Origin of the sequence: Bacillus sp. JJ675, assembly GCF_036963165.1 — a bacterium.
Classification (GTDB): Bacteria; Bacillota; Bacilli; order Bacillales; family Bacillaceae; genus Bacillus; species Bacillus glycinifermentans.
The window spans coordinates 1-26,638 of record NZ_JBALMR010000008.1 but is presented as its reverse complement, the minus strand read 5'-3'; the positions used below and the strand labels follow the sequence as shown (position 1 = coordinate 26,638).

Below are 26,638 nucleotides of genomic sequence, written 5' to 3'. Positions count from 1 at the left end.
ATACCTTGTTTATGTTCTATTTTCACCTTCAAACATTTCCTGCGGAGAAAATCAGGCATATCACTTTTCTTTCTCGGCGAGCATTGTTAAAATCGACTTTTACACTTGGGAGAAAAGGAGAAACATCTGCCTTTTCTTTCGTTGAATTGTAATTATGGTCCTTTTTGACTGTGGAAGGGGACACTATATACTAAGGAAACCGGTTTTTAGGAGGTAACATCTATGGAGCATACATCTGTTTCATCTTTAGTCGTCGTACTCATTGTCGCATTTTTAACCCCCATCCTGCTGAACCGCTTAAGGCTTGTCATACCTGTCGTTGTGGCGGAAATCATCATGGGTCTTGTTATCGGAAAAAGCGGTTTTAATCTTGTTGAAGTGCATGATGCGTGGCTTGAGACGCTATCAATGCTCGGGTTTATCTTTTTAATGTTTTTGAGCGGACTGGAGATCGATTTTTCCGCGTTTGAAAGAGGAAAGAAAAAGCAGCTGCTCCCACACGGAAAAACTGCGCCAAACACGTTTAAAACGGCTGCCATTATATTTACCGCGATTTTCATTTTGTCGCTCGGGCTTTCTTACAGCTTTGTCCTGGCCGGGTTTATCGACAACGCCTTCTTAATGACGCTGATCATTTCGACGATTTCACTCGGGGTGGTTGTTCCGACGCTGAAAGAAGAGCGCCTGATGAAGACGAACATCGGACAGATTATTTTGCTTGTGGCGGTGATCGCCGACCTTGTGACGATGATTCTGCTCGCTGTCTTCGCCTCGATTTATGGAGACGAAAGCAGCAATATGTGGCTGTTGATCATCCTGTTTGCCGCAGGCGTCGTCCTTTATCTCTTCGGAAGGGTGTTTAAAAACCGCTCTTATATTGAAGTGATGTCAAAAGGAACGATTCAAATCGGCACAAGGGCGATTTTCACCTTGATCATCGTGCTTGTCGCGCTTTCGGAATCGCTTGGGGCGGAAAACATACTCGGCGCATTTTTAGCCGGGGTTCTCGTGTCGCTGCTTTCTCCGAATAAAGAGCTGGTCCAGCAGCTTGATTCTTTCGGCTATGGATTTTTGATTCCGATCTTTTTTGTGATGACGGGAGTCAAGCTTGATATATGGTCCTTGTTTGAAGACCCGAAAATTTTAATGATGATCCCGCTGCTGTTTGTGGCGCTTTTAATCAGCAAGGCCGTTCCTGCGCTGATGCTGAAAAAGTGGTATGGTGCGAAAACGGTGCTGGCTTCAGGGCTTTTATTGACGTCGACATTGTCGCTCGTCATTGCCGCCACAACGATCGGCGAACGGATCGGCGTCATCGATGCGAAAATGTCCGGCGCGCTCATTCTTGTCGCTGTCATCACGTGCATTATTACGCCGACAGGTTTCAAAAAGTTAATGCCGAAAGCACAGAGCGAAACGGAACAAAAAACGATCACCTTTATCGGCGCCAATCAAATGACACTGCCCGTTACGCTTGAGCTGCCTTCTGAGGAATACCGAGTCAGGGTTCTGCATGTGCATCAGGAAAAGAAAGAAGAAAACCTGTCAGAGCCGGTTTTTGACGTGGAAGTGCTGCCAGATTATGAATTCGGGACACTCGAATCATTCGGCGTTTTTGAGACAGATATTCTTGTCGTAGCGACCGGGAATGAAGAGCGGAATACCGGAATTGCCCTATTTGCAAAAGATAAACAAGTCGATAGGATTATCGCAAGCGCAGATTCGCCGCAAGCGGAAGCCAAATTGAAAGAAAACGGCGTCGATACGATTTCAGTCCTGCTGTCGACAAAAACGCTGCTTCGCGCGCTGATCGAAGCTCCGGGCGTCATGAAGCTTTTGACGAATCAGGATGCATCATTATACGAAATCAACATGGGCAACGAGCGCTATGACGGCGTGCTGTTAAGGGAATTTCCGTTTATGGGGGACGTTATCTTTGTGAGGATTTTCAGAGGCGTCGACAGCCTTGTGCCCCACGGGGATACAAGGCTGCAACTGGGCGACAGGCTGATCGCCACCGGCTCGCGCGAATATATCGCCGAATTGAAAAAAACGCTGGAAGACTGATGCTTGACCATTTTAAATTTCGTGTTAAGATAAAAATATAACTGAATGAATGAAATGTTTTCCACTAGGGGAGTCCTTCATAAGGGCTGAGATAAAAGTGTGACTTTTAGACCCTCATAACCTGAACAGGTTCAGACCTGCGTAGGGAAGTGGCAAGGTATTTGACTATGTATGGTGATATGCAAATTCCAAACCACTTTTCCTGCGGGGAAAGTGGTTTTTTCATTTTCTAACATTAAAGGAGGGCTACTTAGATGAAGTTTTCGGAAGAGTGCCGGAAGAGCGCCGCAGAATGGTGGGAGGGCAGTTTTGTGCACCCGTTTATTAAAGGAATCGGTGACGGATCTTTGCCGATTGACTGCTTTACATATTATGTGCTTCAGGACTCCTATTATTTGAGCCATTTTGCCAAGGTTCAGTCCTTTGCCGCGGCATATGCGGCAGATTTATACACAACGAGCCGGATGGCTGAGCATGCAAAGGGAACGTATGAAGCAGAGCTGGCTCTGCACCGGAAGTTTTCCGAGCTGCTCGGCATTACCGAGGAAGAAAAAAGAGCGTTCAAGCCGTCACCGACCGCGTATGCCTATACGTCCCACATGTACCGGTCCGTTATGAGCGGCAATTTTGCAGAAATTCTTGCCGCTTTGCTCCCTTGTTATTGGCTTTACTACGAGGTCGGGGAAACGTTGAAAGCGTGCAAGCCTGAGAACGGCATTTATCAGGAATGGATTGCGACATATGGAGGAGACTGGTTTAAAGAACTCGTGACCGAACAGGTCGACCGTTTTGACGAGCTGGCCGAAAAAAGCGCCGCTGAAGTCAGAGCGAATATGAAAGAAAACTTCGTCATTTCCAGCTTCTACGAATATCAATTTTGGAATATGGCGCACAAGAAGGAAAGCTGGTCCGAGGAGCGGGGTGAACAGCTTGAAGCTTCATGCGATCACTGATGACCGGCACTCCGTTGACGAGCTGGCCGCCAAAATCGTATCGATCAAGGATGCAGCGGATTTTATCCATATCAGGGAGAGGTCAAAAACGGTATGCGAGATTTCCGAATTAATCGAACGCCTGCTGGCAGCCGGCGTCGATAAAAGGAAGCTCATCATCAATGACAGGGTGGATGTCGCCTTGTTCCACAATATACACCGTGTTCAGCTGCCTTCCCACGGCTTTTCTGTCAAATGTGTAAGATGCCGTTTTCCGCATTTGAAAATCGGAAAGTCTGTCCACTCCGCTGAAGAAGCGGTTCAAGCTGCAAAAGAAGGAGCGGATTACGTGCTGTTCGGCCACATTTTTGAAACAGACAGCAAAAAAGGGCTGACAGGAAGGGGGACGGAAAGCCTGTGGAAGGTGAAACAGGCCGTCGATATTCCCGTTATTGCCATCGGAGGGATTACCGAAAAGCGGCTGCCTGAGGTAAAGCTGGCCGCCCCTGACGGCATCGCGGTGATGTCGGGGATTTTTTCTGAAGACAGGTCTGCCGAAGCTTGCAAACGGCTTCTGCGCCTGGTGAAAGGAGATCTGTATGAAAAAGCGCTATGAAACGATCGTGATCGGCGGAGGTATCATCGGTGTCTCGATTGCCTATCATCTCGCAAAAGCGGGAAAACAAACGGCGGTTTTTGAAAGCGGCGGGATCGGGAAGAAAGCGACCCGTGCGGCCGCCGGTATGCTCGGCGCTCATGCCGAATGCGATAAACCGGGAACATTTTTTGAATTTGCGAGGGCAAGCCAGACTGCATATAAGCGGCTGACCGATGAACTAAAAAGCGTAAGCGGCATTGATATCAGGCGGCATGACGGCGGGATTTTAAAACTCGCATTTACCGAAAGCGACCGGGCTCGCCTTATGGAAATGGCCGTGCTCGATTCTGCCGAATGGCTGACGCCTCAAGAGGTGTATGAAAAAGAGCCGCATGCAGCGAAAGGGATACTCGGTGCGAATTTTATCCGGGATGACGTCCATGTCGAACCGATCTCTGTTTGCAGAGCTTTTGCCAAAGGAGCAAAACTGTTTGGTGCAGACATCTTTGAGTATGCGCCTGTTTTCTCAATAGAAGCGGCGGCAGGGGGCGGCGTCCGGATTCAGACGGCATCAGGCGCCGTAGAAGCGGATCATGCCGTGATCGCGAGCGGTGTCTGGAGCGGCGTTTTCTTTCAACAGCTCGGTTTAAACAAGCGATTTTATCCGGTGAAAGGGGAGTGTCTGTCCGTGTGGAATGACACCATTCCTTTAACGAGAACGCTGTATCACGATCATTGCTATATTGTTCCGCGCCACAGCGGAAAGCTTGTCATCGGCGCGACGATGAAAGCCGGAGACTGGAATGAGCAGCCCGATTTGGACGGCATCGAAGCCGTCATGAAAAAGGCGAAAACGATGCTTCCGAAAATCGGCGGATTGAAAATCGACAGATGCTGGGCCGGATTAAGACCGGAAACAGAGGACGGCAATCCGTATATCGGCAGACATCCTGAAAACGACAGCATCTTGTTTGCGGCCGGCCATTTCAGAAACGGCATCCTTCTCGCGCCGGCGACGGGGGAGATGATCACAAATATGATTCTCAGCCGGCCGGTCGAGCCTGCCTGGGAGGAAGCGTTTAAGATTGACCGGAAGGAGGCTGTTCACAAATGATGATTCAGCTGAACGGGCGAAAGATAGACTGGAAGAATGACGGAGGAACGATTTATGACCTGCTTGCATCCTATCAGCTGGAAAACCGTGTTGTCATCGTTGAAAGAAACAGAGAGATTATCGGAAAAGAGAATTATCAAGAAGTGAAACTTGAAGAAAACGATGTTATCGAAATCGTTCATTTTGTCGGAGGAGGATAAAACATGCTAAAAATCGCTGATCAGCAGTTTTCATCAAGACTATTGCTCGGAACCGGGAAGTATCCGTCATTTGAGATTCAAAAAGAGGCCGTGCGCGCATCAGAGTCGGAGATTCTGACCTTTGCCGTCAGGCGGATGAATATTTTTGAAGAATCACAGCCCAATTTTCTCGAACAGCTTGATCTGAGCCGATATACGCTTTTGCCGAATACAGCAGGGGCAAAAACGGCGGAGGAAGCGGTGCGCATTGCAAAGCTTGCCAAAGCGTCCGGCCTTTGCGACATGATTAAAGTCGAAGTGATCGGCTGCGACCGCTCGCTTCTGCCTGATCCTGTCGAAACATTAAAAGCATCCGAAGCCCTGCTTAAGGAAGGCTTTATCGTCCTTCCATACACATCGGATGACGTCGTGCTGGCGAAAAAACTTCAGGAGCTCGGCGTGCATGCGATTATGCCGGGCGCCTCGCCGATCGGCTCAGGACAGGGGATTATCAATCCTCTCAATCTTTCATTTATCATTGAACAGGCTGAAGTTCCGGTGATCGTGGACGCCGGAATCGGTTCTCCTAAAGACGCGGCATACGCAATGGAGCTGGGGGCTGACGGCGTTTTGCTGAACACGGCCGTTGCCGGTGCAAAGGATCCGGTCAAAATGGCGCTCGCCATGAAACTTGCCGTCGAATCAGGAAGGCTCGGATACCTCGCGGGAAGAATTCCTGAAAAAGACTACGGCATCGCTTCCAGCCCCGAAGAAGGGATGCTGACGACTTGAACGGCAGATATTCGAGACAGGAGCTGTTTTCGCCGATCGGTCACGGCGGCCAGAAAAAGATAGAGCGCGCGCATGTGCTGATCATCGGAGCCGGAGCTCTCGGATCGGCGAGCGCTGAAATGCTTGTAAGAGCGGGAGTCGGTTCGCTTACGATCGTTGACAGGGATTATGTCGAATGGAGCAATCTCCAGCGTCAGCAGCTATACACGGAACAAGATGCAAAAGACAAGATGCCGAAGGCGGCGGCTGCCGAAAACAGGCTCCGCCTGATCAACGGCTCTGTCCGGGTTAACGGAATCGTCGCCGATGTCACGGCGGAAAAAGCGCTCAGTCTTGCAGAAGGCGCATCCTTGATCATTGATGCCACAGATAACTTTGAGACCCGGCTCGTTGTAAACGATGCGGCCGTCAAATCGGGGATCCCTTTTTTGTATGGGGCGTGTGTAGCAAGCTACGGGATTACCTATACGGTCATTCCTGGTAAGACGCCGTGTCTTCATTGTCTTTTGGGACACCTGCCGGCGAACACGATGACGTGCGACACATCCGGCGTCATCAGCCCGGTCGTTCAGCAGGTTGCCGCTTATCAAGTGACAGATGCCCTTAAGCTGCTGACTGGGCATGAAACCTCCGGAACGCTCCGCTCATTTGATATATGGACAAATGAAAGGTCCGAGGTTCGCGCGGCCGTTCTTAAAGATCAAGCATGCCCGACGTGCGGCACCCGTGAATTTCCGTTTCTTTCTCCGGAAAACGAAACAAAAGCGGCCGTTCTTTGCGGGCGGCAAACGGTCCAAATCAGACCCGCCGGCAAACAGCCGCCAAAACTTGAGGAGCTGGCCGTCCGCTTCAAAGAAGCGGGCTTGGATGTGACGGGGAATCCGCACTTGGTGTCATGCAAATCCGAAGACTTCAGATTTGTCATCTTTCGGGACGGCCGGGCTTTCATTCATGGGACAAATGACGTAAAACGGGCAAAAACGATATACCACAGATGGATTGGCTAAAGGCTGAAAAAAGGAGTGCAGACAACATGAGTATACGAAAAGCATTGACGATCGCCGGGTCCGATTCAGGCGGAGGTGCGGGCATCCAGGCTGATATTAAGACGTTTCAGGAGCTTGGCGTGTTCGGCATGTCAGCTTTGACGGCGGTAACCGCGCAAAATACGCAAGGCGTACACGGCGTTTTTCCGATGTCTGTGGAAGCGCTCGGCAAACAGATCGAATCGGTAGCCCTTGATTTAAGGCCTGACGCGATTAAAACGGGGATGCTTTGGAGCGCTGAAATGGTCGAAGAAATCGTTCAGCAGCTTGAGAAGCACGATCTCAAGGCTGTGATTGTCGATCCCGTCATGATTGCCAAAGGCGGGGCATCGCTGTTGAATGATGAGGCCGTGGAAACGCTGAAACGGCGGCTGTTGCCTCGGGCTTTTGCGGCGACGCCGAATATTCCAGAGGCAGAGGTGCTGACTGGAAGAAGGATTCAGACGATGGATGACCGCAAAAAAGCGGCTGAGGATTTGCACAAATTGGGCGTCCGCTATCCGATCATTAAAGGAGGCCACCTGCCTGAAAAGAAAACAGTGACAGACCTGCTCTTTGACGGCGAAACATTTGTCGAAATCACCAATCCTTTTATCAAAACGAAGCACACTCATGGCACAGGCTGTACGTTTTCAGCCGCTTTGACGGCGCAAATCGCCAAAGGAAGCGATATCCACGAGGCTTTCGAAATTGCCGAATCATTTGTGCACATGGCGGTGGCAAACGGTTTGAATATCGGCTCCGGACAAGGGCCGACGAATCATTTTGCGTATAAACAGCACTCTAAGCGGGAGTGCTGATCCCTTTGCACACCGTGCGTTAGCAAAGCGGCGGCGTCCATCCCAGGAACGCCGCCGCTTTTTTTAGACTGAAAATTGTCAGCCTGGCGCAAATTGTGATACTATATATTATGATCAGGTACTAATAAAATGTTAATCATTAGGAGGATTTATACATATGAATGTATCACTTGAAGGCCGCAATATAGTCGTCATGGGTGTTGCGAATAAACGAAGCATCGCGTGGGGAATCGCCCGTTCTCTTCACAATGCCGGTGCAAGGCTGATTTTTACATACGCCGGAGAGCGGCTTGAAAAATCGGTCAAGGAATTGGCTGATTCTTTGGAACGGAACGACTCAATCGTTCTGCCTTGCGATGTCACAAACGATCAGGAAATCGAAGAGTGTTTTGCCAAAATCAAAGACGAAGTCCAAGTGATTCATGGAATTGCACACTGCATCGCATTTGCGAACAAAGAAGAGCTTACGGGAGAATATTTGAACACAAACCGTGAAGGCTTCCTTCTCGCTCACAATATCAGCTCATATTCGCTGACAGCGGTTGCCAAAGCTGCGCGCGGAATTATGACCGAAGGCGGAAGCATCGTCACGCTTACGTACCTTGGCGGAGAGCGCGTCGTTTCAAATTACAACGTCATGGGCGTCGCAAAAGCTTCCCTTGATGCGAGCGTGAAATACTTGGCAAGCGATCTGGGAAAAGAAGGAATCCGCGTCAACAGCATTTCTGCTGGACCGATCCGGACGCTTTCTGCAAAAGGAATCAGCGATTTCAATTCGATCCTGAAAGAAATCGAGGAGCGCGCTCCGCTTCGCCGCACGACTACTCCGGAGGAAGTCGGCGACACAGCTTTATTCCTATTCAGCGACCTTTCCCGCGGGATGACAGGCGAGAATCTGCATGTTGATTCCGGCTACCATATTATCGCCCGATAAAAAACGAATGAAAAAGCGATCCGTTTTAAGGATTGCTTTTTCTTTTCTTCTGATTTTCCCTCCTCTGTCATATAGATATACCATGAACGGATCGGAGGGATAAAAGATGCCTAATAAGAAAAACGATGCGGAGCAAAAGCCGCTCATGTATATTGTACAGCCCGATTATGCTGCGGCCGAAGCAAACATGCAGGACATTCTCATTAAAAGAAAAAAACCGCTAAAACAACGCGCTTCTGAAGATAAGGCGAAGCAAATGGAAGAACAGCCGGAAGCCCAGAGCCAGCAGGAAAAAGAGATTCCTGAAGCGGTTCGTAACAAGGAAGCGGACAGACCGTCCAAAGGAATAAAGCCGATTAAGAAGCCGCTCAGTAAGATGACGATTATCGAAAAAATCAATTTTTTAACAAGTCTCCCGGGAAATATGCCGAAAACCCTGTGCCTTATTGAAGCAAACGGAAAAACGTACAGAGGAACACTCGTCGCAAAAAAAGGCGAGTCCGTCTTCGTCCGGACTTCAAGCAAGGGCGAGCCGGCTGAACTTGCGATCGACAGCATCACTTCGCTGCATCCGCTCGGCTTTTAATGCCGACAAAAAAAGTCCCGTTTTAGGGACTTTTATTTTGTGCGGTTGATTAATTTCGGATTTAAACATTCGATTGCACAGAAGCATTCCAGATCTACTTCAATACAGAAGTTTGTTTTTTCCAAACGGAACACATCGCATATTTTGTCTTTATCATCCGTGAAATCGAGGATCCGCCGATTTTCGTCAAAGGCGATCAACAGCCTTAGCGTCGCACAGCCGTCATGAACGTTTTCAACTCTGAAAAAAATGGTGCTGAAGCAGGGGCCTGCTTGGAGTTCCCCGATGTTTCCAAAAGCGACGAACGGCTTTGACTTAGACGTAAATATAATAAACGGAATGGTGTCGCCGAGATTGCGCGTAGGAGAAAGCAGATTGCCGAAACAGCTTGTCGCGCAGCCTCCTTCCTCTTCAATGGCGTTCTGCAGCTCATGAATGCTTTCAACTGCTTCCAATACGCAATTTTCGCCTGAAATGATCGTCATGTTTAAGATCCCTCCTATATCAGGAATTTTCATTTCGTCTTAAAACGGCCGGACTCTTCTATTGGTAAAAGGAGCTGCCGAGAGCCGGCAGCTTTCGTGAAAGGGGTTTGCACCAAGCCGCTTTCCGGTCATGCGGCTTTCGGTGCACTTCTTGCAATGTTTATCCGTGATTGTTTTTTTGGTCTGCTGCGCGATCTACTAGATCAGGTGACAGACACTGAATCGCGCAGAAACAAGTCAAGTCAACTTCGATGCAAAAGTCCGTTTTTTCAAGCCCGAAAAAGTCAGGATCACAAGGGTGGCAAACGCTTAACGTGTCGCCGTTTATGTCCACAGGCCTCAGGATTGAAAGAGTTGCACAGCAATCTTTTAAACTTTCTGCCCGGAAGAAAATAGATTCAAAGCACTGCATATCATCTGAAAATCCCCCGACATTTCCAAAGGTCGAAAACAGCCCGCCCTTTTTGTCATAAAGAAGGAACGGAATCGTGTCTTTTCCGGAAACAGTCGGATTCAGCAGGTTGCCGAAGCAGCTTGTCGAGCATGCCGCTGTTTCTTCGACTGCTTCCTGCTCTTCAATAATCTGCTCAACCGCTTCACAAACACAATTTTCATGCCGGCCATGGTTTTTTCCGCAGCTCATGGATTTCAGCTCCTTTATATTAGGATATTTGACTTTAGTCTTTAACAAGATATGTACCCGTACCCTTGTTGGTGTGGGTAATCGTCTATAAAAATGAAGAAAAGCAGAGCGGGTTGGCTCTGCTTTTTATATTAGAGAATGCCGACAATAAGCGTTGCGATGATAACTGTAAGTGTTTGAACTGCTGTGGTGACCAGCGTTGCAACGTCTGTATCCTCTGTCGATACGACAACGTCGCGGGAATTATCGATAACCAATTTTTGGCGATTCGTTTGTTTGTTTGCCGATACTTGAAGCAGATCCTGAGATACCAGCTCCGCCAGTTCAAAGTCATCGATGATGGCGAGAACGACTGTGACGATCGCTGTCTGAATCGATGTCAGCACAGATGTGACGACCTGAGTGTCCTCTGAGGATACTCTGATGTTGCAAGAGTCTTTAATAATGATGGTTTCATCTGAAAGCTGCTTGTTCAGGTTAACCTGCTCCAATTCCTGCTGAATGAATTCTTCTTCTCTTCTGCATTTGCAGTCATAGTCATCACAAAGCTGTTTCTTAGGGAATCTCGGATAATACTCGGATCCCGGATGCTCGCATTCAGGATCAAGCGCTACCCAAGAATATGGTCTGGTTTCCATTTGTTTTCCTCCTTCCATTTACTATTATTAAATGTTTGAAGCTTCGAACTTGTATATGGCAAATACCCTACTCCAAATCCCCATTTTTTTCTTCATTTTCAGCTTGATTTCCCTGCTGTCTTCTTTGTTTCAGTTTTTCTCTTAATTTATTTTTATTTGAACGGTTTCTTTTTCGGGTTGTTTTGTCTGCGGAAGATGATGCGCCGTCCTGTTTGTTCTTTTCCTGTTCCTTCTTTTTTTGCTGCTCGATGACTGCTTGGGATTGTGCTTTCAAATCCTCTAGCATTTTTAAAATGTTGTTTTTCTCATCCTCAGACAGCGTTCGGACATTATCTTTTGAGACCCCGTGTTTTCTAAGGATATTTGTCACAAGCGTGCTCATTAACGGGTTGATGTCTGCTTTTAGTTTTTCTTGATCTGACAATTCATTCTCACCTCAATTTCTAAAAAATATTAGAAAGAAAGAAGGGGTTAAAGTATGTCAAGTTCTGTTAACAGAGCGATCAGGACGTCGGTCAAGATTTGGATAGAAACTGCGATTTCCACTGAAGAAAGTGTAATGACGACATCGCGGCTGCCGATTACGTGAATGACTGTTTTTTTTCTGTTTTGCAATCTGTTTACGGCGAGAATTTGTTCTGTTATGAGATCGGCTGTTTCCGAATCTTCTATTACCAGCTGCACCGCCATGATGATGATTGTAATCACAATTGCTTGCAGAGAGAGAGAGGCTGTTATGTTTGTCGTGTTTACCGTAACATGTTCCGAATCTACGATTTCAATGAGCTGTTCATAATCCCTGGAAATTTCCTCGAATGTTTCCGTATATAGCGCTTCGGCTTTTTCATGAAACGACATAACTTTCACTCCTTTCTTATCTACACTTTATTAAATGCAAATTGGTTCCATAGCGGAATGAGGAAAACATACAAATCCGCACCCAAATTTGCACAGCGGGACGTTCTGTGATTCATGTTCGCCTCAGGAAGCGCATATATTAGAAATCAGACGATTTTTAAGAGGGGGAGCCCTGTGATACAAAGCTGGTTTTTATTCGTTCTATTTTCACTTGCGGTGTTTCGGCTGACGCGTCTCATCGTTTTTGACACGATCATGGCTCCATTGCGCGGCTTTTTTCACGATGAGGTTGAAGAAAAAGACGAAAAAACGGGGCAGATAGAAACGTACATTGTCGTGAAAGGAGAAGGCTTTAGAGCCTGGATCGGCGAGCTGTTAAGCTGCTATTGGTGCACGGGGGTGTGGTGCACGGCGTTTTTGCTTATTCTGTATGCACTCATCCCGACCGTAGCCGAATGGCTGATCCTGCTCCTTGCCATCGCAGGTTTTGCCGGGGTGCTTGAAACGCTCGTGTCGAAGTGGCTTTAGCTGATTGGGGGTTTATCACAGCAACTTATAAAAAGAAGAGTCATACAATAGGGATATACGAATGAGAAAGGAAGGAATGGACATGAGACAAGTGAAAAGGCGGCAGCAAGGCCGGACAACGAGTGCTTCCAAAAACAATCAATCTTTCTCAAAAAAAGTGAAGAAAAAAGGCTGCGGATGCGGCAAAAAGAGAAGTGCCCAATAATTTTTTCAAAAAAAGCCGGAAAAGATCCGGTTTTTTTGTTTCCGATTTTCCTCTTTTCGCATACATAATCATGAGGAGGGAAATCCCGAGTGAATATGTTTGAACAGCTGATGGAATCGATACACCGCAAGCATGATCAACATCAGGCGGAACATGATCAGATCATGAAGAAGCAGCAGAAAGAATTGAATCGTTTTGACCACAACGCAGAACAGTTTGGAGAACAAATCGAACAGTTCGCGGAACATACAGAAACATGGCTGGAAGAGGACGGGGGTTTACCGGGCGTTTTTAAATAATCCACACAAGCCCTATGCATTTATCCAAGCGAAACCTTATCAGCTAACATATGGTGTAGGGAAGAAAAAGGAGGTGCTTTTGATGGGCTTTTCTTGTGGAAGCTGCTTCGGATTTAGAAGTTGCTATGGCGGTTATGGTTATGGCGGCTATGGCGGTTACGGCTCGACCTTTGTCTTAATCGTCGTTTTATTCATTCTTCTCATCATTGTCGGGGCTTCTTTTAGGTACTAATTTTTGTAAAAGAAGGGAGCGAAGGGTCATCCGCCCCGCGGCTCTCTTCTTTCAAAAGAAATGAATGGATAGGCACAGAGCGTTTCCGAAGGACATATGATAGCGTATGACTCCACAAAAGGAGGAAGGAATATGGACAATCAATTTTTCAAAAACATTGAAAAGAAAACGGGCGTCAAAATGGCGGACGTGATGCAGCTGGCAAACTCTTTGCAAAACGCCAACTTCAAGGACGAAAAAACGGTTCGCGGCGTCATTAAACGCGTCGCCCAATTAGCCAACAAACGGGTTCCAAAAGAAATGGAAGATAAAATTGTCAAGTCGATTGTCAGCGGAAAAGAAAAATTGGATTTCAATACGATCACTAAAATGATGAACAATAAAAAATGAACACCGCGCCTTCCAATCAAGGAGGGCACGGTGTTTTTTTATCGAGAGATTACGGCTTTCGGCTGCTGTTTTTTCAGAATCGGCTGCAAAAACCTTGAGCGGTATGCGGTTCTGCCTCTTCTGACCGAGGGAACGCTGATGTACAGGTTTTCTTCCGCCCTGGTCATCGCGACATAAAGAAGCCTTCTTTCTTCTTCCAAAGCGGATTCGTCTCCTTTTCTCGCCGTTTCCAATGCGAAATCATGGGGAATCGAACCGTCGGCCGCTCCTAAAAGGTAGACGGTATTGAATTCAAGGCCTTTTGCGCGGTGGATCGTCAAAAGCTGAACTCCGCTTCCGTCAGGCTTGTTTTTTTCAGCCGCTCTCATATGGTCAACATGTGTGAGAAACTCCGGGATCGTCTTGAACCGCTTTGCCGCAGTTTTTAAATCGCGCAGGTCATCTGAGCCTTTTTCAAGCTTGTTCCCCTCGTTGCCGCGTTTTTTCAGATATTCGGAAAAACCCATCTTTTCCTCGGCAAACGTGATCGCTTCAACGGGTTTCATCGTTTTTAAGCCGTGGAAAAAGGGGACGATTTTTTTGATTTTTTCGAGCTGGAATGATTTGATGCCGGTCAATTTTACGAGCGCCTGAACCATCGTACAGTCCTCTGTGATCGAGAGCGCCTTAAGCGTATTTAAGGCGGACTGCTTTAAAAAGAGAACGGGCAAAAGCTGTTTGACCGCTTCCGGATCGTCTTCATTCTGGCTTAAGTACAAAAAGCTGAGGATCTGTCTGACGACTCTCCTGCTGTAGAATGACTGAACGCCCTGTTCCGCCGTATAGGGAATCGCCGACTGGTGAAGGCGTTCATAGATGGCGCGGCCGCCGCTGTTTGTCCGATACAGCACCGCGAAATCCTCCGGCTTTGCGCCCATCTTGATTTTCTCCTGGATGTCGGAGACGACCATGATCGCTTCCTCTTCTTCATCATATGGATAAAATAAGACCGGTTTTTTGGCGTTATCCTTTACGGCTTCCAACCTTTTGGGCCGGCGTTGTTTGTTTCTTTCGACGACTGCCTCGGCGCTTGCGACAATCGGGTGGCTCGACCTGTAGTTCGTCGTCAGGTGAACCGTTTTGGCGTCCGGAAAATCCTTTTCAAAATCGAGAATAAATGACGGACTGCTGCCCCTGAACGCATAAATCGACTGATCATCATCACCGACGCAGGTGATGTTGTTCTCCGGACTGGCAAGCAGCTTGATGATCTCGTATTGGACAGGATTGATATCCTGAAACTCATCGATTAAAATCGCGTGAAACCGCGCTTGATACATTTGCAGCACATCAGGTCGTTCCTTGAACAGCTCATAGCACGCTGATGCCATATCGTCAAAGTCGAATTGGCTGCGGGATTTCTTTTGCTGTTCATAGTGCATGTAAAGCCGGTGAACGCGCTTTTCCCATTCGTCATCAAGCGGAATGCGCTCTCCGGGGAGATAGGCGTTTTTCCAGTAGCCGATCTGCTGGAGCGCCTGATCGATTGGAAAATCCTTTTCATCCAGACCTTCTTCGGCAAGCGCCATTTTGAGGTACTGCTCTTTTTGCCAGTCCCATTTCAGCAGGTGTTCCCCGTTCCATTTTGCAGGGTTGTGATGATAAAGAATTTTATAAAAAAGACTGTGGAATGTCCCGGTTACCAGGCGGCTTACGGTCTGCCGCGCCAAGCCGTATTGCGAGGCCATCCGCTCCTTCATTTCCTTCACCGCTTTTGTGGTAAACGTGACGAGCAGGATAGCTGACGGCGGTACGTCGAAATATGACATCATATAAGCGGCCCTTGCCGTTAATACGCGTGTCTTCCCGCTTCCTGCGCCGGCCAGCACGAGAAGGGGGCCTTCTTGTATGGAAACGGCCTCAGACTGTTTTTCGTTTAAAGGGACATTCGGAAAAATCGGCTCAGGTTCGGTTTCCGTTTGCGGAGAAAAGCGCTTGTGAACCGCCGCTTCCTGCGGAGGCATCCAAGCATCGGCCGTTTCCCGTACTTTCCCGGCAATCGATTTTCCTTTCGGCAGGCGGAACACGCCGCTTTCTGTGTAGTCCGCTTCTTGTTTCGGCTGCTCCTCACCGCACGCCGCTTCGCATTTGGAAAAGTCTCCGCTGTCCCTGTGAAAAAAATGCGGCTCTTCATGGATCGCCAATTTCAAGCGCACCGGCAGACCGCAATATTTACATGTGATCTGATCTTTTTTTGCCTCTTCAAAAAGGAATTGAAGATGTTCTCTCGAATATGTATGTATATGAATGTCTTTGTTATTCAATCGGGCGCATTTCAAAAAGAAGTCCCTCCGGTAATAGGTAGTTGTCTTCTTGTGAGACAACGTCTATCATATCAAATGAAAACCATTTAAAACAGTAGATTTTTGGGAATCGGAGCGCAGGGAGGAGATAAGATGGGTTATCTGCCGCCGGTTTATCATGATCAGTATACACAGTACGCCAATCGCAGCGTCAGCCGGAAAGCCGACTACGCATATATTCAAAAAACGGCTCGGGTGCCGAGCGAGAGGGCTTACCGCGAAGTGGAAAAAAGAGTCGAAAACGAGGCCTCTGCAGAAAGAAGCGTCCAGGAAAAGAAACGGAAAAAGGGGCTGAACCGCCGAATCGCGGCCAAGAAAAAGAGAGGCCGTTATGTAAATGAATCGGTTTGATGTATGTTCGATTTAAAGCTGAAAACCCCGGCCGCCGCCGGGGTTTTCATTATTTTTTTCGCAGCTTTTTGAATCCGAAATATACGATGATTAATGCCGCTGCGCCAAACATGATCGGCGTCGTATACGTTTTGGCCACATTTTCGACATGATCCCAGCGGCTTCCAAGCTGTATCCCGAGATAAACAAACAAAATCGACCACGGGATGATCGCGAGTACGGTCAAGCCGACGAATTTCAAAAGCGGCATTTTGGCGATGCCCGCCGGAATGGAGATGGCATGGCGGACCACCGGGATAAAGCGGGCAGAAAACACAACTCCGGCTCCGTATTTCTCAAACCACTTTTCCGCCGTTTCGATGTGATGTTTTTGGATCAATAAGTATTTTCCGTATTTATATAAAAACGGCCGGCCGCCGTAATAACCGATCCAGTACAGAAACATCTGGGCGATCGTTCCGCCGATGACGCCTGCGATGATGGCTCCGGTAAATGTGATGGAGCCGTTTGATACCATATAGCCCCCGTATGCCAGCACGATTTCGCTCGGGATGATTTCAATCATTAAACCGATCGCTATCCCGAGGTAGCCGAGATCGGTCAGCCACATTAAAATGTCGTTCACTATGCTTCCCATTTTCGTTTTTTCACCCTGCCTTTACGATTCATCAGCCGAACTTTTGAAATAACAGCAGGGACTCCTGCCGTTTGCGACGGGAAACAAGCGAATGTCAAAACCCGGTTGGATGCGTTTTATGCCACTCCCACGCGCTTTGAATAATAGTTTGTAAATCGCTGTATTTCGGCTTCCATCCGGTATGCTCCTGAAGCGCCCGGCTGTCGGCCACAAGCACCGGCGGATCGCCCGCTCTTCGCTTGTCCGTTTGCTTTGGTATGTTTCGTTCCGTGATCGTTTCAGATGTTTTAATCATTTCTTTCACGGAATGTCCGGCCCCTGTCCCTACATTATAAACATTTTGCACCAGTCTGTCTTCATACAGGGCGTTTAAGGCCGACAAATGAGCCGCGGCAAGATCAAGGACATGTATATAGTCCCTGATGCATGTTCCGTCAGGCGTCGGGTAATCGTCTCCAAAGATTGAGATCTTTTTCCTCTGACCTAATGCCGTCTGCAGGATGAGAGGAATGAGGTGGCTTTCTGGATCGTGGTCTTCGCCGATGATTCCGTCCAGAGCCGCGCCGGCTGCATTGAAATAGCGGAGAGCTGCCCACCTGACATTATGCCTTTTTCCGACCCAGTGCAAATATTTTTCGATCATCAGCTTCGACTCGCCGTAAGGGTTAACCGGTTCAAGCGGGGCGGTTTCCCGAATCGGCTTGTCCCCTGTGATGCCATAGACGGCTGCGGTCGATGAAAACACGATGTGTTTAACGCCTTCCTGTATAATCGTTTCAAAGAATGAACAGGATTTGATCGTGTTTTCCCTGAAGTAGAGTTCGGGTTTTTCGATCGATTCAGATACGAGGCTTTTCGCCGCAAAATGGATAACGGCGTCGATGCTGTGCTTTCGGATGATCGATTTGACCAGGCCGCAGTCGCTGATATCTCCCTCGTAAAAGTGAGGAGTATGGACGGCTTCCCGGTGCCCCGTGGACAGGTTATCGAGCACGACAGCCGTGATGTTGCGGTTTTTCAATTCAAGGACGGTATGGCTTCCGATATATCCGGCTCCTCCGGTCACAAGCACTGATTTCATTGTAAAGCTCCTTTCTGCGTTTCTTTCATTAGGACATTCTCGAGGTAAGTTAGCAGCTTTTGCCGCAGCTCGTCCCGCATGAGCCCGATTTCCATGCTTGCTTTAAAACATCCGAGTTTGTCGCCGATATCGAATCTGCTGCCTTCCAATTGACGGGCATAAATGCTCCGCTCCCGGCAAATCGTCCGTAATGCGTCTGTCAGCTGTATTTCATTTCCCGCGCCTTTTGGGGTCCGTTCCAAAACCCTGAAGATGGAAGGCTCCAAAACATAGCGGCCCATGACAGCGATATTCGAAGGCGCCTGCCGGACATCCGGTTTTTCCACCAAATCTTCAATGTCAAATACTTTATTTTTTTGCGTGGATGTCTGAATGATCCCGTATTTCGAGACATCGGCAGGGTCGACAGTCTGAACGCCGATGACCGATGTTTTGTATGTCTGATAGACGTCGATCAGCTGCTGCAATGCCGGTTTTTCCGATACCATGATGTCGTCGCCGAGCAGGACGGCAAACGGCTCATCACCGATGAAATGCCGTGCCGACAGCACCGCGTGTCCGAGTCCGAGGGGCTCTTTTTGACGGATATAATGGATGTTGGCCATATCCGCAATCGTCTGAATTTCTTTCAGCAGATCGTATTTTCCCTTGTTTTGCAGATTTTGTTCAAGCTCGACAGACCGGTCAAAATGGTCTTCGATCGAGCGTTTGTTTCTCCCTGTAATAATCAAAATATCCTCTATGCCGGACTGGACAGCTTCCTCCACAATGTATTGGATGGCCGGTTTATCGACAATCGGCAGCATTTCCTTAGGCTGCGCTTTTGTCGCCGGCAAAAATCTCGTGCCTAATCCAGCAGCAGGAATGACGGCTTTTCTTATTTTCATCATTATTCACTCCTATACATTTGTATTCTTATGAATCAATTTCCGGTTTCTGAAACACCCAAAGGCGGTTCCCGATAAAATTGATCACCGTTCCTCCGACCGTTGCGGTCACTTTGCTGGAAACGAGGGACAGGCCCGCTTTTTGAAGGCCGTACAGCAGCAGAAAGGTGATTCCTGAAGCTGCCAGGTTGATGATGAGGAAGCGGATGATCTCCTGCCCGCGGACTTTTTCTTTTACCCGAAATGTCCACTTCCGATTCCAGATATAGCTGTTTAAGATGCCGGCCGTATATGAACAAAACTGTGCAAGCAGGTAGGGGACGTTCAGCGCCGTAAGCAGGAAAAATACTCCGAAATCTATGAGCGTGTTTCCGGCTCCGACGGTGCCGAAGCGCAGCAACGTGGCGAGTTTCTTTTTCATAACGGCATTCGATGTTTACCTCCCAACCGAAGAAACGGTCTGTTTTTAGGCCGTTTCTAAAACTTACAAATAACCTTACATGATAATGTTGAATAAACGTGAAACAAAAGATGAACAAACTATGAAAAATGGGGAGAGGGGAAAAGAAAAAACCGCTCCATCTCGGATGGAACGGTTCTGTGATATCGCGTGTCCGGCGCTTACAGAGGCTGGCTTTTAACCATTTTGACGTGCGGAATATTCGCGTCTAAAAATTCTCCCGAAACGACACGGTAGCCGTGTTTTTCGTAAAAAGGAACAGCCTGTGTCTGGGCGTTCAGCATAAATTGGGAGGCGCCGAGCTTTTTCGCTTCGTTTTCGAGCGCCTCCATAATCAGGTTGCCGACGCCCGAAGAGCGGTAGTTTTGCAAGACGCAGATTCTCTCAAGTTTTCCATAGCCGTCGACGATGCGAAGGCGGCCGGCACCGATCGGCGCTTTTCCGTCATAGATGACGAGATGTGAAGATTCCTGATCAAGATGATCCATTTCTTCTTCAGGTGATACGTTTTGTTCTTTGATAAATACTTCCGTTCTTACGAAAAAAGCGTCTTTTAGCTGCTGATCATTCTTGACGATGACAGGTTCCAATTGTTTTCTTCACACTCCTAAAATAAATGTTTCATAGACGGTCCAAGAGCCGTTATCCAGCTGATAAAGCAGGTGAAAACGGTCGATGACTTCTTCGTGGGTCGCGTCTTGCATCTTAAGCGTTCCAAGCACATCGGAATGCTCGTCATCGGAAAGGTTTTGGGCAATCGTCACATGGGGAACAAACGCATACTCCGGCTTGCCTTCCAAAACGCCGCTGTACATTTTTTCGTGCAGCTCGGTTAATTCCCGTGTCGGTTCCGCTTTCATATAAATCACATTATTAACCGGGGCAAAAGAGCTGAACTTTGTAATTTTCAGCGTGACCGGCGCCATCTCTTTTGAAAGCTCCCTCAGGTGTGCAACGACTTTGCCGATGTCTTCTTCGGACGATTCAAATGGCGCTCTTAATGTGAGATGAGGCGGGATTAAGGCGTAATTCGGATCATAGCGTTTCCGGTAGGAATTTGCAATGTCCTGAAGTTTTTTTGATGGAAATAACACAATACCGTATTTCATTTTGTTCCCTCCTTAGACAATTTGTATGGTCTTAGTATAACAAAGAAAGGCTTTTATTCGGAGAGCTAGAGCATTTTTTTTAAAGCGGGCGTGATTAACGGCTGCCAGTATGTCCATTTATGGTCACCGTCGAATGTTTCAAAATGATAGTTCGTGTTCTTTTTTTGAAGCAGTTCTTTCAGCTGTTCATTAGGACCTGTGAAATCGAGTATCTGGTCGTCCGTCGTTTTGACCTCGGTCTCTTTTGTGCCGATTTGATGATAGATCGAAATGAGCTGCAGGGAATCGGCATCCGCAACTTTTTCGAGCACATGACTGTCGACGTAAGGTGACTGCATGATGACGTTTCCAAACATATTCGGATACTCGAGAGCTGTCATGAGGGAGACCGTCGCCCCGAGGGAATCGCCGATCAGCGTCCTGCCCGATCCGACTTGATATGTCGGATACTCGCGGTCTGTGAAAGGAACCAGTTCATGAGCCAAAAAGCGTTTATAAGCTTCAAATTTCGTTCCCTCCGGATGGTATGTACGCCTTCTTTCCTGCACGTTTTTGTAAGGGACGCCGATCACGATGCACCGTTCGATTTCGCCGTTTTTTATCAGCTCTTCGATCTGCCGGCTGATGCGCCCCAGGCGGAAATAGTCGTGACCATCCTGGGCGATGATAATGTGATATTTGTAGAGCGGGGAATAGCTGGCTGGCAAATAAACCAAAAGCTCCATTTCTTCGCCAAGCTCTTCCGAAAAAAGCGTTTTTTCCTGAATGACTCCTGTTTTTATGGCCAAGATGAACTCCTCCAGAAAGTAGGTTGTTAACGTTTCCATACATTGTATCACGAATGGCGCGAAAATTCTCTTTTTAAGTGTCATTTTCACCGGGTTCCATAGGTTCAGCTTTTCTTCTCATACCAGGGGGTGGAAGGTCTTTCCGCAGGATAGCCGTATTGTTCACGGTATCTTTTTCTGTCAGCAGTGAAGTCCCACCAGTTTTTGACGCTGCCACGATGATTGGCGTGATGGACGATGCATCGCAAGGAATCCTCTACACAAGGGTCTTCCCAGCAGCCTTTAAGTTCTTCCAAACGGTTTAGCAAATCAGCGCCTGTTTCATTCTTTATGTCATCAAGAGAATAAAAGCCGAGATCAACGGCACATTGGGCCATCTTCGGCCCAATTGAAGGAACCGTTTGAAACTGGGCGAGCGCTTTTATGTATTCCGCCCGATCTAGAGGGGAGCCGAGCGTCTTGGCAAGGTCTGCAATCTCCATCTCTGCCGTATCTTTTAATTTTATCTTGGCGGCCCTTAAGTTGGCCCGTTCATGATTTGTCAAAGGGAGTTTCATATATTCACCTCTTTTACATTCCTAACACGGATATAAACTGAGTTGAATCGCTTTTTTCCTCTATCCACGTTTGAAATTCGGAGATCATTGAGATCAGCTGTTTGATGTTTGCTTGATGGTTTTCCAAAAACTCTTCCTCCGAGTAAACGAACGGAAACCCTAAAACATCTTTCAATGAATGCGGGTCGGGATCATTGATTAAATATTGCTTCATTACTTCAAATTCCTTCATAATCAACTTCCAAGTATCTGTATCCATTTCATTGAAAGCAAAATAATCGAATGGTTTATAGCACTTTTCAAAGGCTGGCATCATATAGCCGAAGTTGTCTTCTGTAAAGTAAATCGAAGACGTGTTCCAACACTTGCCCCGGTATTTATCCGGAAGAATCTCTATGTAACAAGAGCCTTCGAGGGCATCCGTACCATAAATGATTTCTATCATTTTATCACCTCTTTATTTAAATGTATCATAAGCTAAGCTGTATCTTGTACTTAAACTTATGGGGAAAGGGACGCCAAAACTGCCTGCATAAAGATTGAAAAAAGACTCTTGAAAATTCTCCTGAATTGGGGTAAAGTAAAGAACAATCAGAAAATTAAACACTTTCTTATCACGAGAGGTGGAGGGACTGGCCCTTTGAAACCTCAGCAACCTGTTGCACTTGACGATGTCAGTGCACCAAGGTGCTAAATCCAGCAAGCGTTATGCTTGGAAGATAAGAAGAAGCGAATAATACCCCTTCTTCTTATGAAGAAGGGGTTTTTACTTTTTAAAGGATGGTGTCATATGACTGAACATGTACAAACAACACTGGCGCAAATCGGAAACCGCAGTGATGAAATAACAGGAACCGTCAATCCCCCGGTTTATTTCTCCTCCGCTTACAGGCACAGAGGAATCGGAGAATCCACGGGGTTTGACTATATTCGTACAAAAAATCCGACAAGACAGCTTGTCGAAGACGCGATCGCAAAGCTTGAGGGAGGGACGCGCGGCTTTGCGTTCAGCTCCGGCATGGCCGCCATTCAAACGATTATGGCGCTGTTTCAAAGCGGAGACGAACTGATCGTTTCCTCGGATTTGTACGGAGGGACGTACCGCCTGTTTGAAAACGAATGGAAAAAATACGGGCTGCGCTTTTTGTACGACGATTTTTCAGACGAAGACTGTATCAAGTCAAAAATTACGGAAAACACAAAGGCCCTTTTTGTAGAAACTCCGACAAATCCGTTAATGAAGGAAACCGATATCAAAAAAGTCGCGAAAATCGCCAAGGAGCACGACTTGCTGATGATTGTCGACAATACGTTTTACACTCCGGTACTGCAGCGGCCGATTGAACTTGGCGCCGATCTTGTCATTCACAGTGCAACAAAGTACCTCGGCGGACACAACGACCTATTGGCAGGGCTCGTCGTCGCGAAAGGAGAAGAGCTGTCAGAGGAAATGTTTCAGCATCAAAACGCGATCGGCGCGGTTTTGTCCCCGTTTGATTCGTGGCTCTTGATGAGAGGGATGAAAACGCTCGCCCTCAGAATGAAGCAGCACGAGGAAAACGCCCGGGAGCTCGCCTCATTTTTAGAGGAGCAGGAAGAAGTTGCAGACGTTCTTTACCCGGGAAGGGGCGGCATGCTGTCATTCCGCATTCAAAAGGAAGAATGGGTCAACCCGTTTTTGAAAAGCTTGCAAACGATTTGCTTTGCCGAAAGCCTCGGCGGGGTGGAAAGCTTTATCACGTATCCGGCGACGCAGACCCATATGGATATCCCTGAGGACATCCGGATCGCCGGCGGCGTCTGCAACAGGCTGCTGCGCTTTTCCGTCGGAATCGAACACGTATCCGACTTGAAGCATGACCTGAAGCAGGCATTGCAAAAAGTAAAAGAGGAGGCAGTGCAGGCATGACGAAGGGTAACTGGACGCTCGAAACAAAACTCGTACACAACCAGGCGAAAACGGATGCGGCGACCGGAGCAGTCAGTGTGCCGATCCAGCATGCATCGACCTTTCACCAGGCGTCTTTTGACCAGTTTGGCGAATACGATTACAGCCGTTCCGGCACCCCGACGAGAAAAGCGCTTGAAGACGCGATCGCAGAGCTTGAAGGCGGGACGCGCGGCTTTGCTTTTTCTTCGGGAATGGCCGCCATCTCCACCGCCTTTTTGCTTTTGTCAAAAGGGGATCACGTTCTTGTCACCAAAGATGTGTACGGGGGCACATACCGGATGATTACGGAGGTGCTGAGCCGCTTCGGCATTGAGCATACATTCGTCGATATGACCGATCTGAATGAAATTGCCTTAAACATCAAGGAAAACACAAAAGTCATCTACCTTGAAACGCCTTCAAACCCGACGCTCGGGATTACGGATATCAGAGGCGTCGTCAAGCTTGCCAAAGCGCACGGCTGTCTGACATTCCTTGACAACACGTTCATGACTCCGGCGCTTCAGCGGCCGCTTGAGCTCGGGGTTGATGTCGTGCTGCACAGTGCGACAAAATTTTTAAGCGGGCACAGCGACGTCTTATCAGGGCTTGCCGTCGTCAAGGACAAAAAACTCGGCGAAGCGCTTTATAAACTGCAAAATTCGTTCGGAGCTGTTCTCGGCGTCCAGGACTGCTGGCTCGTGCTCAGGGGATTAAAAACGCTCCAGGTCCGCCTTGAAAAAGCAAGCAGAACGGCCCGGCAGCTCGCCGAATTTTTTGAAAAACATCCGGCTGTCAAGCGGGTGTATTATCCAGGACTTTCTTCACATCCGGGCGCCTGTGTGCATAAGCACCAGTCAAACGGCGCCGGGGCGGTGCTCTCATTTGAACTCGAGAATGCCGCAGCCGTCAAAACGCTCGTCGAACATGTCACGCTCCCGGTCTTCGCCGTCAGCTTAGGCGCAGTCGAGTCGATTCTTTCATATCCGGCGAAAATGTCGCATGCCGCAATGCCGAAAGAAGAGCGGGAAAAACGGGGGATTACCGACGGTCTTTTAAGGCTCAGCGTCGGCGTGGAACATGCAGACGACTTACAGGCGGATTTTGCCCACGCCTTGCAAGCCGCATCAGGCACGCTCGCCCATTCGTCATAGCTTTACAGAAAGCCGGGGAAAAACCCCGGCTTCTTTGCCGTTTTCAGAGGCCGGAAAATCAGTTTCCGATCAAGGTCCCGACATATTGCCGATGAGATAGCCGAACACCCCGATGAGCAGGATCGGGGCGACAGCCTTTGGCGATTTCCATCACCGCCGCTGTCGTCAGATCTCCGCCTGATGCGTTGCAGGCTAACAGGATTTCTTCGAGCAGAAAACGGAGCACCTTGCCCGCGGCCAATGAAACGAGTGAGATTCGTCATCACAACGACAAAAACAACCCCCAAAAGAAGCGGGCATTCATTAGAATGATCTGAAGACGGCGGCTGATCCATACAAAATAAACATTTTGAAAAAAAGTAGTTGACGAAACGATATAAACTGCATATAATAGAACTTGTCAGTAAGACAAATACCCAGTGAAACACATCATGATTCCGTAGCTCAGCTGGGAGAGCGCTACCTTGACAGGGTAGAGGTCGCTGGTTCGAGCCCAGTCGGAATCATACGAAAACCCTTGCGCAGCAAGGGTTATTTTTTTCTATTTCTGATAACCTTTTTCAGGTTAATATGTTAAAAGCCCTGAAGAGTATAAAAAAAGAAAATAAACAATACAACAAATGTTACGGCAATGACAACTTCTTTAGTATAGTTTTTGTCATCTTCCTGCTCTTGTCTCCGTTTTCTCACCCTCCATCCTATACTTTTTTTATACCTCTTTTTTCTTTTCATCTTTTGTCACGATTAATCCCTAAATTCACTTTTTTACTCAATTTCCCTTCTGAATAACTGAATTAGAAATGGAAAAGTTATTTTTGTTCATATTCATTCGGGAGGTCGGACTATTGAGAAAAACTTTTTTTGTTGCTTGTATTTGCATCGTGCTCTCATTTCTGAATTCTGTTCATCTGGAAGCTCAGAATATTAACAACAAAGATATGTATGATGCATTTCTCACCTTATTATATCCTTATGCAAGCAAAGTCATTAAACAAAGCTATGGGTTATATGATGCAAAAATAATATCCATTGAACGTGTGAACATGGGGAGAACAGAAGATGAGAAAAGAATAAATGATGGTTCATTCGATTTTATAGTAAAGGTTCAATACAGAACTTTCACTGGTCCTCATCACCCACCTGAAACAATTGAGGAGCTGACCTTTAGAATTAAACCAGATGGTGTGAAATATTGACAAGCAGAGCGGTTTATATAGCGAGGGAGATGCGACGGTTACTTCATTCTGTATGACAACTGTCAGGAAGCGGAACGTATATCGTCCAGGTGTTCTGTTTTAAGAATTCAAAAAAGAAAATCGATTGGAAGCTTTAATTCTGAAAAGGTTCGGATAAAAGAGGGCTTCTCTTGAGATGAAGCCCTCTTTTAAGGCTCTCTAGTACTTGGATACCTCATAGGTCAGACCATTAGACAAGTTCCGTCGTTGTTTTCATTTTTCGAGAAGATGTTATAATGAAAAGCCATGAATTGATTTGAAGAGGGGAGTTTCGATGCATTGCATAACTGCATGCTTAAAAATCAAAAACCTGGGTGAAATAATGAAGGAATTCAAAAAACTTGAGGAAGAAACTAACAAAGAAGAAGGATGTATTAAATTCCATGCTTATCCGCTTGAACCATCAGAACGCAAAATAATGCTTTGGGAGATTTGGGAAAACGAAGAAGCTGTTAAAGCCCATTTCACAAAAAAACACACAAAAAACGTTCAAAAACAAAAAATAACGGAAGTAGAATGGTTAATGAAAAGCAATGTAAATGATTAAAAGGCTCCTTAACATGCGACATTCAATGACTAGAATCAACCACTTGTAGTTAATTGGTAAATTGTTGTCCAACTCTGCCAACAATCAGACATCATCAGATGTCCAACAAAAGGCTCTGAAATAAAAGAGCTGATCAGAATCGAATATACTCGTTCAGAAGGCGACAGGAGAGAGGCCTCTGGCTCTTAGCACGGTCAGTAAAAAGCCATTCTTGAGATTGATCTGCACCCTGTC

The 26,638-nt window shown here is 47.4% G+C and carries 33 protein-coding genes, 1 tRNA gene, 1 pseudogene and 2 riboswitches; of the genes and pseudogenes, 20 read left to right on the top strand and 15 right to left on the bottom strand.

The window, feature by feature from the left end; all coding sequences use genetic code 11:
• Positions 1–222: 222 nt before the first annotated feature.
• The 10 genes from V7126_RS01775 (at position 223) to V7126_RS01730 (ending at position 9,048) form a co-directional block, all read left to right on the top strand.
• Complete coding sequence (locus V7126_RS01775) at positions 223–2,067, top strand: monovalent cation:proton antiporter family protein (RefSeq protein ID WP_335496214.1); 1,845 nt, start codon at positions 223–225, stop codon at positions 2,065–2,067.
• Positions 2,068–2,123: 56 nt separating this feature from the next.
• Positions 2,124–2,232: riboswitch (TPP riboswitch) on the top strand.
• A gap of 89 nt (positions 2,233–2,321) precedes the next feature.
• The gene (gene tenA / locus V7126_RS01770) at positions 2,322–3,020 is read left to right on the top strand and encodes a thiaminase II (RefSeq protein WP_335496212.1); all 699 of its coding nucleotides are present in this window, start codon (positions 2,322–2,324) and stop codon (positions 3,018–3,020) included.
• Positions 2,998–3,615, top strand: coding sequence for a thiazole tautomerase TenI (gene tenI, locus V7126_RS01765; RefSeq protein ID WP_335496209.1), 618 nt, complete (start codon positions 2,998–3,000; stop codon positions 3,613–3,615). Before tenA ends, tenI begins: the two co-directional genes overlap by 23 nt.
• On the top strand, positions 3,599–4,711 hold the full coding sequence (thiO, locus tag V7126_RS01760; protein ID WP_335496207.1) for a glycine oxidase ThiO: 1,113 nt from the start codon (positions 3,599–3,601) through the stop codon (positions 4,709–4,711). Before tenI ends, thiO begins: the two co-directional genes overlap by 17 nt.
• The gene (thiS, locus tag V7126_RS01755) at positions 4,708–4,911 is read left to right on the top strand and encodes a sulfur carrier protein ThiS (RefSeq protein WP_046131193.1); all 204 of its coding nucleotides are present in this window, start codon (positions 4,708–4,710) and stop codon (positions 4,909–4,911) included. The genes thiO and thiS overlap by 4 nt, the downstream gene beginning before the upstream one ends.
• A gap of 3 nt (positions 4,912–4,914) precedes the next feature.
• Positions 4,915–5,682 carry a thiazole synthase gene (locus V7126_RS01750; protein WP_335496202.1) on the top strand — a complete coding sequence of 256 codons (768 nt, stop codon included), beginning with the start codon at positions 4,915–4,917 and terminating at the stop codon, positions 5,680–5,682.
• Positions 5,679–6,689 (top strand): thiazole biosynthesis adenylyltransferase ThiF, encoded by a 1,011-nt coding sequence (locus V7126_RS01745; RefSeq protein WP_335496199.1) that lies wholly within the window; start codon positions 5,679–5,681, stop codon positions 6,687–6,689. The genes V7126_RS01750 and V7126_RS01745 overlap by 4 nt, the downstream gene beginning before the upstream one ends.
• 26 nt (positions 6,690–6,715) lie before the next feature.
• Positions 6,716–7,528 (top strand): bifunctional hydroxymethylpyrimidine kinase/phosphomethylpyrimidine kinase, encoded by an 813-nt coding sequence (gene thiD, locus V7126_RS01740; protein WP_335496196.1) that lies wholly within the window; start codon positions 6,716–6,718, stop codon positions 7,526–7,528.
• Positions 7,529–7,685: 157 nt separating this feature from the next.
• Positions 7,686–8,462 (top strand): enoyl-ACP reductase FabI, encoded by a 777-nt coding sequence (fabI, locus tag V7126_RS01735; RefSeq protein ID WP_175076138.1) that lies wholly within the window; start codon positions 7,686–7,688, stop codon positions 8,460–8,462.
• A gap of 106 nt (positions 8,463–8,568) precedes the next feature.
• Complete coding sequence (locus tag V7126_RS01730) at positions 8,569–9,048, top strand: CotO family spore coat protein (RefSeq protein WP_335496193.1); 480 nt, start codon at positions 8,569–8,571, stop codon at positions 9,046–9,048.
• Between the two features lie 32 nt (positions 9,049–9,080).
• On the opposite strand, the gene V7126_RS01725 is transcribed toward V7126_RS01730, so the two are convergent.
• The 5 genes from V7126_RS01725 to V7126_RS01705 all read right to left on the bottom strand — a co-directional run bounded on the left by V7126_RS01725 (position 9,081) and on the right by V7126_RS01705 (position 11,672).
• Positions 9,081–9,533, bottom strand: a complete 453-nt coding sequence (locus V7126_RS01725; RefSeq protein ID WP_335496190.1) for a CotY/CotZ family spore coat protein — start codon at positions 9,531–9,533, stop codon at positions 9,081–9,083.
• A 160-nt stretch (positions 9,534–9,693) separates the two neighbouring features.
• Positions 9,694–10,176, bottom strand: coding sequence for a CotY/CotZ family spore coat protein (locus V7126_RS01720; RefSeq protein WP_335496187.1), 483 nt, complete (start codon positions 10,174–10,176; stop codon positions 9,694–9,696).
• Positions 10,177–10,307: 131 nt separating this feature from the next.
• On the bottom strand, positions 10,308–10,814 hold the full coding sequence (locus tag V7126_RS01715) for a spore coat protein (RefSeq protein WP_335496184.1): 507 nt from the start codon (positions 10,812–10,814) through the stop codon (positions 10,308–10,310).
• A gap of 67 nt (positions 10,815–10,881) precedes the next feature.
• Complete coding sequence (locus tag V7126_RS01710) at positions 10,882–11,238, bottom strand: spore coat protein (protein WP_335496181.1); 357 nt, start codon at positions 11,236–11,238, stop codon at positions 10,882–10,884.
• 47 nt (positions 11,239–11,285) lie between these two features.
• Complete coding sequence (locus tag V7126_RS01705) at positions 11,286–11,672, bottom strand: spore coat protein (RefSeq protein ID WP_335496178.1); 387 nt, start codon at positions 11,670–11,672, stop codon at positions 11,286–11,288.
• A 174-nt stretch (positions 11,673–11,846) separates the two neighbouring features.
• On the opposite strand from V7126_RS01705, the gene V7126_RS01700 reads away from it, so the two are divergent.
• The 4 genes from V7126_RS01700 to V7126_RS01685 all read left to right on the top strand — a co-directional run bounded on the left by V7126_RS01700 (position 11,847) and on the right by V7126_RS01685 (position 13,326).
• Positions 11,847–12,200 carry a DUF1360 domain-containing protein gene (locus V7126_RS01700; protein ID WP_048355697.1) on the top strand — a complete coding sequence of 118 codons (354 nt, stop codon included), beginning with the start codon at positions 11,847–11,849 and terminating at the stop codon, positions 12,198–12,200.
• A 294-nt stretch (positions 12,201–12,494) separates the two neighbouring features.
• Positions 12,495–12,704 carry a hypothetical protein gene (locus V7126_RS01695; protein WP_438823781.1) on the top strand — a complete coding sequence of 70 codons (210 nt, stop codon included), beginning with the start codon at positions 12,495–12,497 and terminating at the stop codon, positions 12,702–12,704.
• Positions 12,705–12,786: 82 nt separating this feature from the next.
• The gene (locus V7126_RS01690; RefSeq protein ID WP_335496174.1) at positions 12,787–12,936 is read left to right on the top strand and encodes a YjcZ family sporulation protein; all 150 of its coding nucleotides are present in this window, start codon (positions 12,787–12,789) and stop codon (positions 12,934–12,936) included.
• A 132-nt stretch (positions 12,937–13,068) separates the two neighbouring features.
• Positions 13,069–13,326, top strand: a complete 258-nt coding sequence (locus tag V7126_RS01685; RefSeq protein ID WP_335496171.1) for a stage VI sporulation protein F — start codon at positions 13,069–13,071, stop codon at positions 13,324–13,326.
• Between the two features lie 38 nt (positions 13,327–13,364).
• Here the strand turns inward: V7126_RS01685 and V7126_RS01680 are convergent, their stop codons facing one another.
• Positions 13,365–15,644, bottom strand: a complete 2,280-nt coding sequence (locus V7126_RS01680) for an ATP-dependent helicase (protein ID WP_335496168.1) — start codon at positions 15,642–15,644, stop codon at positions 13,365–13,367.
• 117 nt (positions 15,645–15,761) lie between these two features.
• Between V7126_RS01680 and V7126_RS01675 the strand changes: the two genes are divergently transcribed.
• Positions 15,762–16,019 (top strand): hypothetical protein, encoded by a 258-nt coding sequence (locus tag V7126_RS01675; protein WP_175076132.1) that lies wholly within the window; start codon positions 15,762–15,764, stop codon positions 16,017–16,019.
• A gap of 49 nt (positions 16,020–16,068) precedes the next feature.
• Here V7126_RS01675 and V7126_RS01670 read toward each other — a convergent pair whose 3' ends face one another.
• The 9 genes from V7126_RS01670 to V7126_RS01630 form a co-directional block, all read right to left on the bottom strand.
• The gene (locus V7126_RS01670; protein WP_175076131.1) at positions 16,069–16,656 is read right to left on the bottom strand and encodes a DedA family protein; all 588 of its coding nucleotides are present in this window, start codon (positions 16,654–16,656) and stop codon (positions 16,069–16,071) included.
• A gap of 94 nt (positions 16,657–16,750) precedes the next feature.
• Entirely contained in the window at positions 16,751–17,737 is a 987-nt protein-coding gene (galE, locus tag V7126_RS01665; RefSeq protein ID WP_175076130.1) for a UDP-glucose 4-epimerase GalE, read from the bottom strand.
• Positions 17,734–18,630 carry a UTP--glucose-1-phosphate uridylyltransferase GalU gene (gene galU / locus V7126_RS01660; protein WP_175076193.1) on the bottom strand — a complete coding sequence of 299 codons (897 nt, stop codon included), beginning with the start codon at positions 18,628–18,630 and terminating at the stop codon, positions 17,734–17,736. The genes galE and galU overlap by 4 nt, the downstream gene beginning before the upstream one ends.
• A gap of 22 nt (positions 18,631–18,652) precedes the next feature.
• Positions 18,653–19,045, bottom strand: a complete 393-nt coding sequence (locus V7126_RS01655; RefSeq protein ID WP_335496165.1) for a GtrA family protein — start codon at positions 19,043–19,045, stop codon at positions 18,653–18,655.
• A gap of 200 nt (positions 19,046–19,245) precedes the next feature.
• Positions 19,246–19,674, bottom strand: coding sequence for a GNAT family N-acetyltransferase (locus V7126_RS01650; RefSeq protein ID WP_175076128.1), 429 nt, complete (start codon positions 19,672–19,674; stop codon positions 19,246–19,248).
• A 9-nt stretch (positions 19,675–19,683) separates the two neighbouring features.
• Positions 19,684–20,193 carry a YjcG family protein gene (locus V7126_RS01645; RefSeq protein WP_046131173.1) on the bottom strand — a complete coding sequence of 170 codons (510 nt, stop codon included), beginning with the start codon at positions 20,191–20,193 and terminating at the stop codon, positions 19,684–19,686.
• A gap of 65 nt (positions 20,194–20,258) precedes the next feature.
• Positions 20,259–20,981 (bottom strand): esterase family protein, encoded by a 723-nt coding sequence (locus V7126_RS01640; RefSeq protein ID WP_175076127.1) that lies wholly within the window; start codon positions 20,979–20,981, stop codon positions 20,259–20,261.
• Between the two features lie 104 nt (positions 20,982–21,085).
• On the bottom strand, positions 21,086–21,538 hold the full coding sequence (locus V7126_RS01635) for a helix-hairpin-helix domain-containing protein (protein WP_175076126.1): 453 nt from the start codon (positions 21,536–21,538) through the stop codon (positions 21,086–21,088).
• A 13-nt stretch (positions 21,539–21,551) separates the two neighbouring features.
• The gene (locus V7126_RS01630) at positions 21,552–21,983 is read right to left on the bottom strand and encodes a hypothetical protein (RefSeq protein ID WP_175076125.1); all 432 of its coding nucleotides are present in this window, start codon (positions 21,981–21,983) and stop codon (positions 21,552–21,554) included.
• Between the two features lie 163 nt (positions 21,984–22,146).
• Positions 22,147–22,264: riboswitch (SAM riboswitch) on the top strand.
• Between the two features lie 64 nt (positions 22,265–22,328).
• Here V7126_RS01630 and V7126_RS01625 point away from each other — a divergent pair.
• From V7126_RS01625 to V7126_RS01595, 5 genes and pseudogenes are all read left to right on the top strand, one after another.
• Positions 22,329–23,447 carry a methionine biosynthesis PLP-dependent protein gene (locus V7126_RS01625; RefSeq protein ID WP_175076124.1) on the top strand — a complete coding sequence of 373 codons (1,119 nt, stop codon included), beginning with the start codon at positions 22,329–22,331 and terminating at the stop codon, positions 23,445–23,447.
• A complete protein-coding gene (metC, locus tag V7126_RS01620; protein ID WP_175076123.1) occupies positions 23,444–24,622 on the top strand; it encodes a cystathionine beta-lyase in 1,179 nt (392 codons plus the stop codon). Before V7126_RS01625 ends, metC begins: the two co-directional genes overlap by 4 nt.
• Before the next feature lie 433 nt (positions 24,623–25,055).
• Positions 25,056–25,128 (top strand) — tRNA-Val (locus V7126_RS01610).
• 339 nt (positions 25,129–25,467) lie between these two features.
• The gene (locus V7126_RS01600; RefSeq protein WP_046131168.1) at positions 25,468–25,818 is read left to right on the top strand and encodes a DUF3888 domain-containing protein; all 351 of its coding nucleotides are present in this window, start codon (positions 25,468–25,470) and stop codon (positions 25,816–25,818) included.
• A 275-nt stretch (positions 25,819–26,093) separates the two neighbouring features.
• Positions 26,094–26,404 (top strand): annotated as a pseudogene (locus V7126_RS01595) (putative quinol monooxygenase).
• The last annotated feature ends 234 nt before the right edge of the window (positions 26,405–26,638 follow it).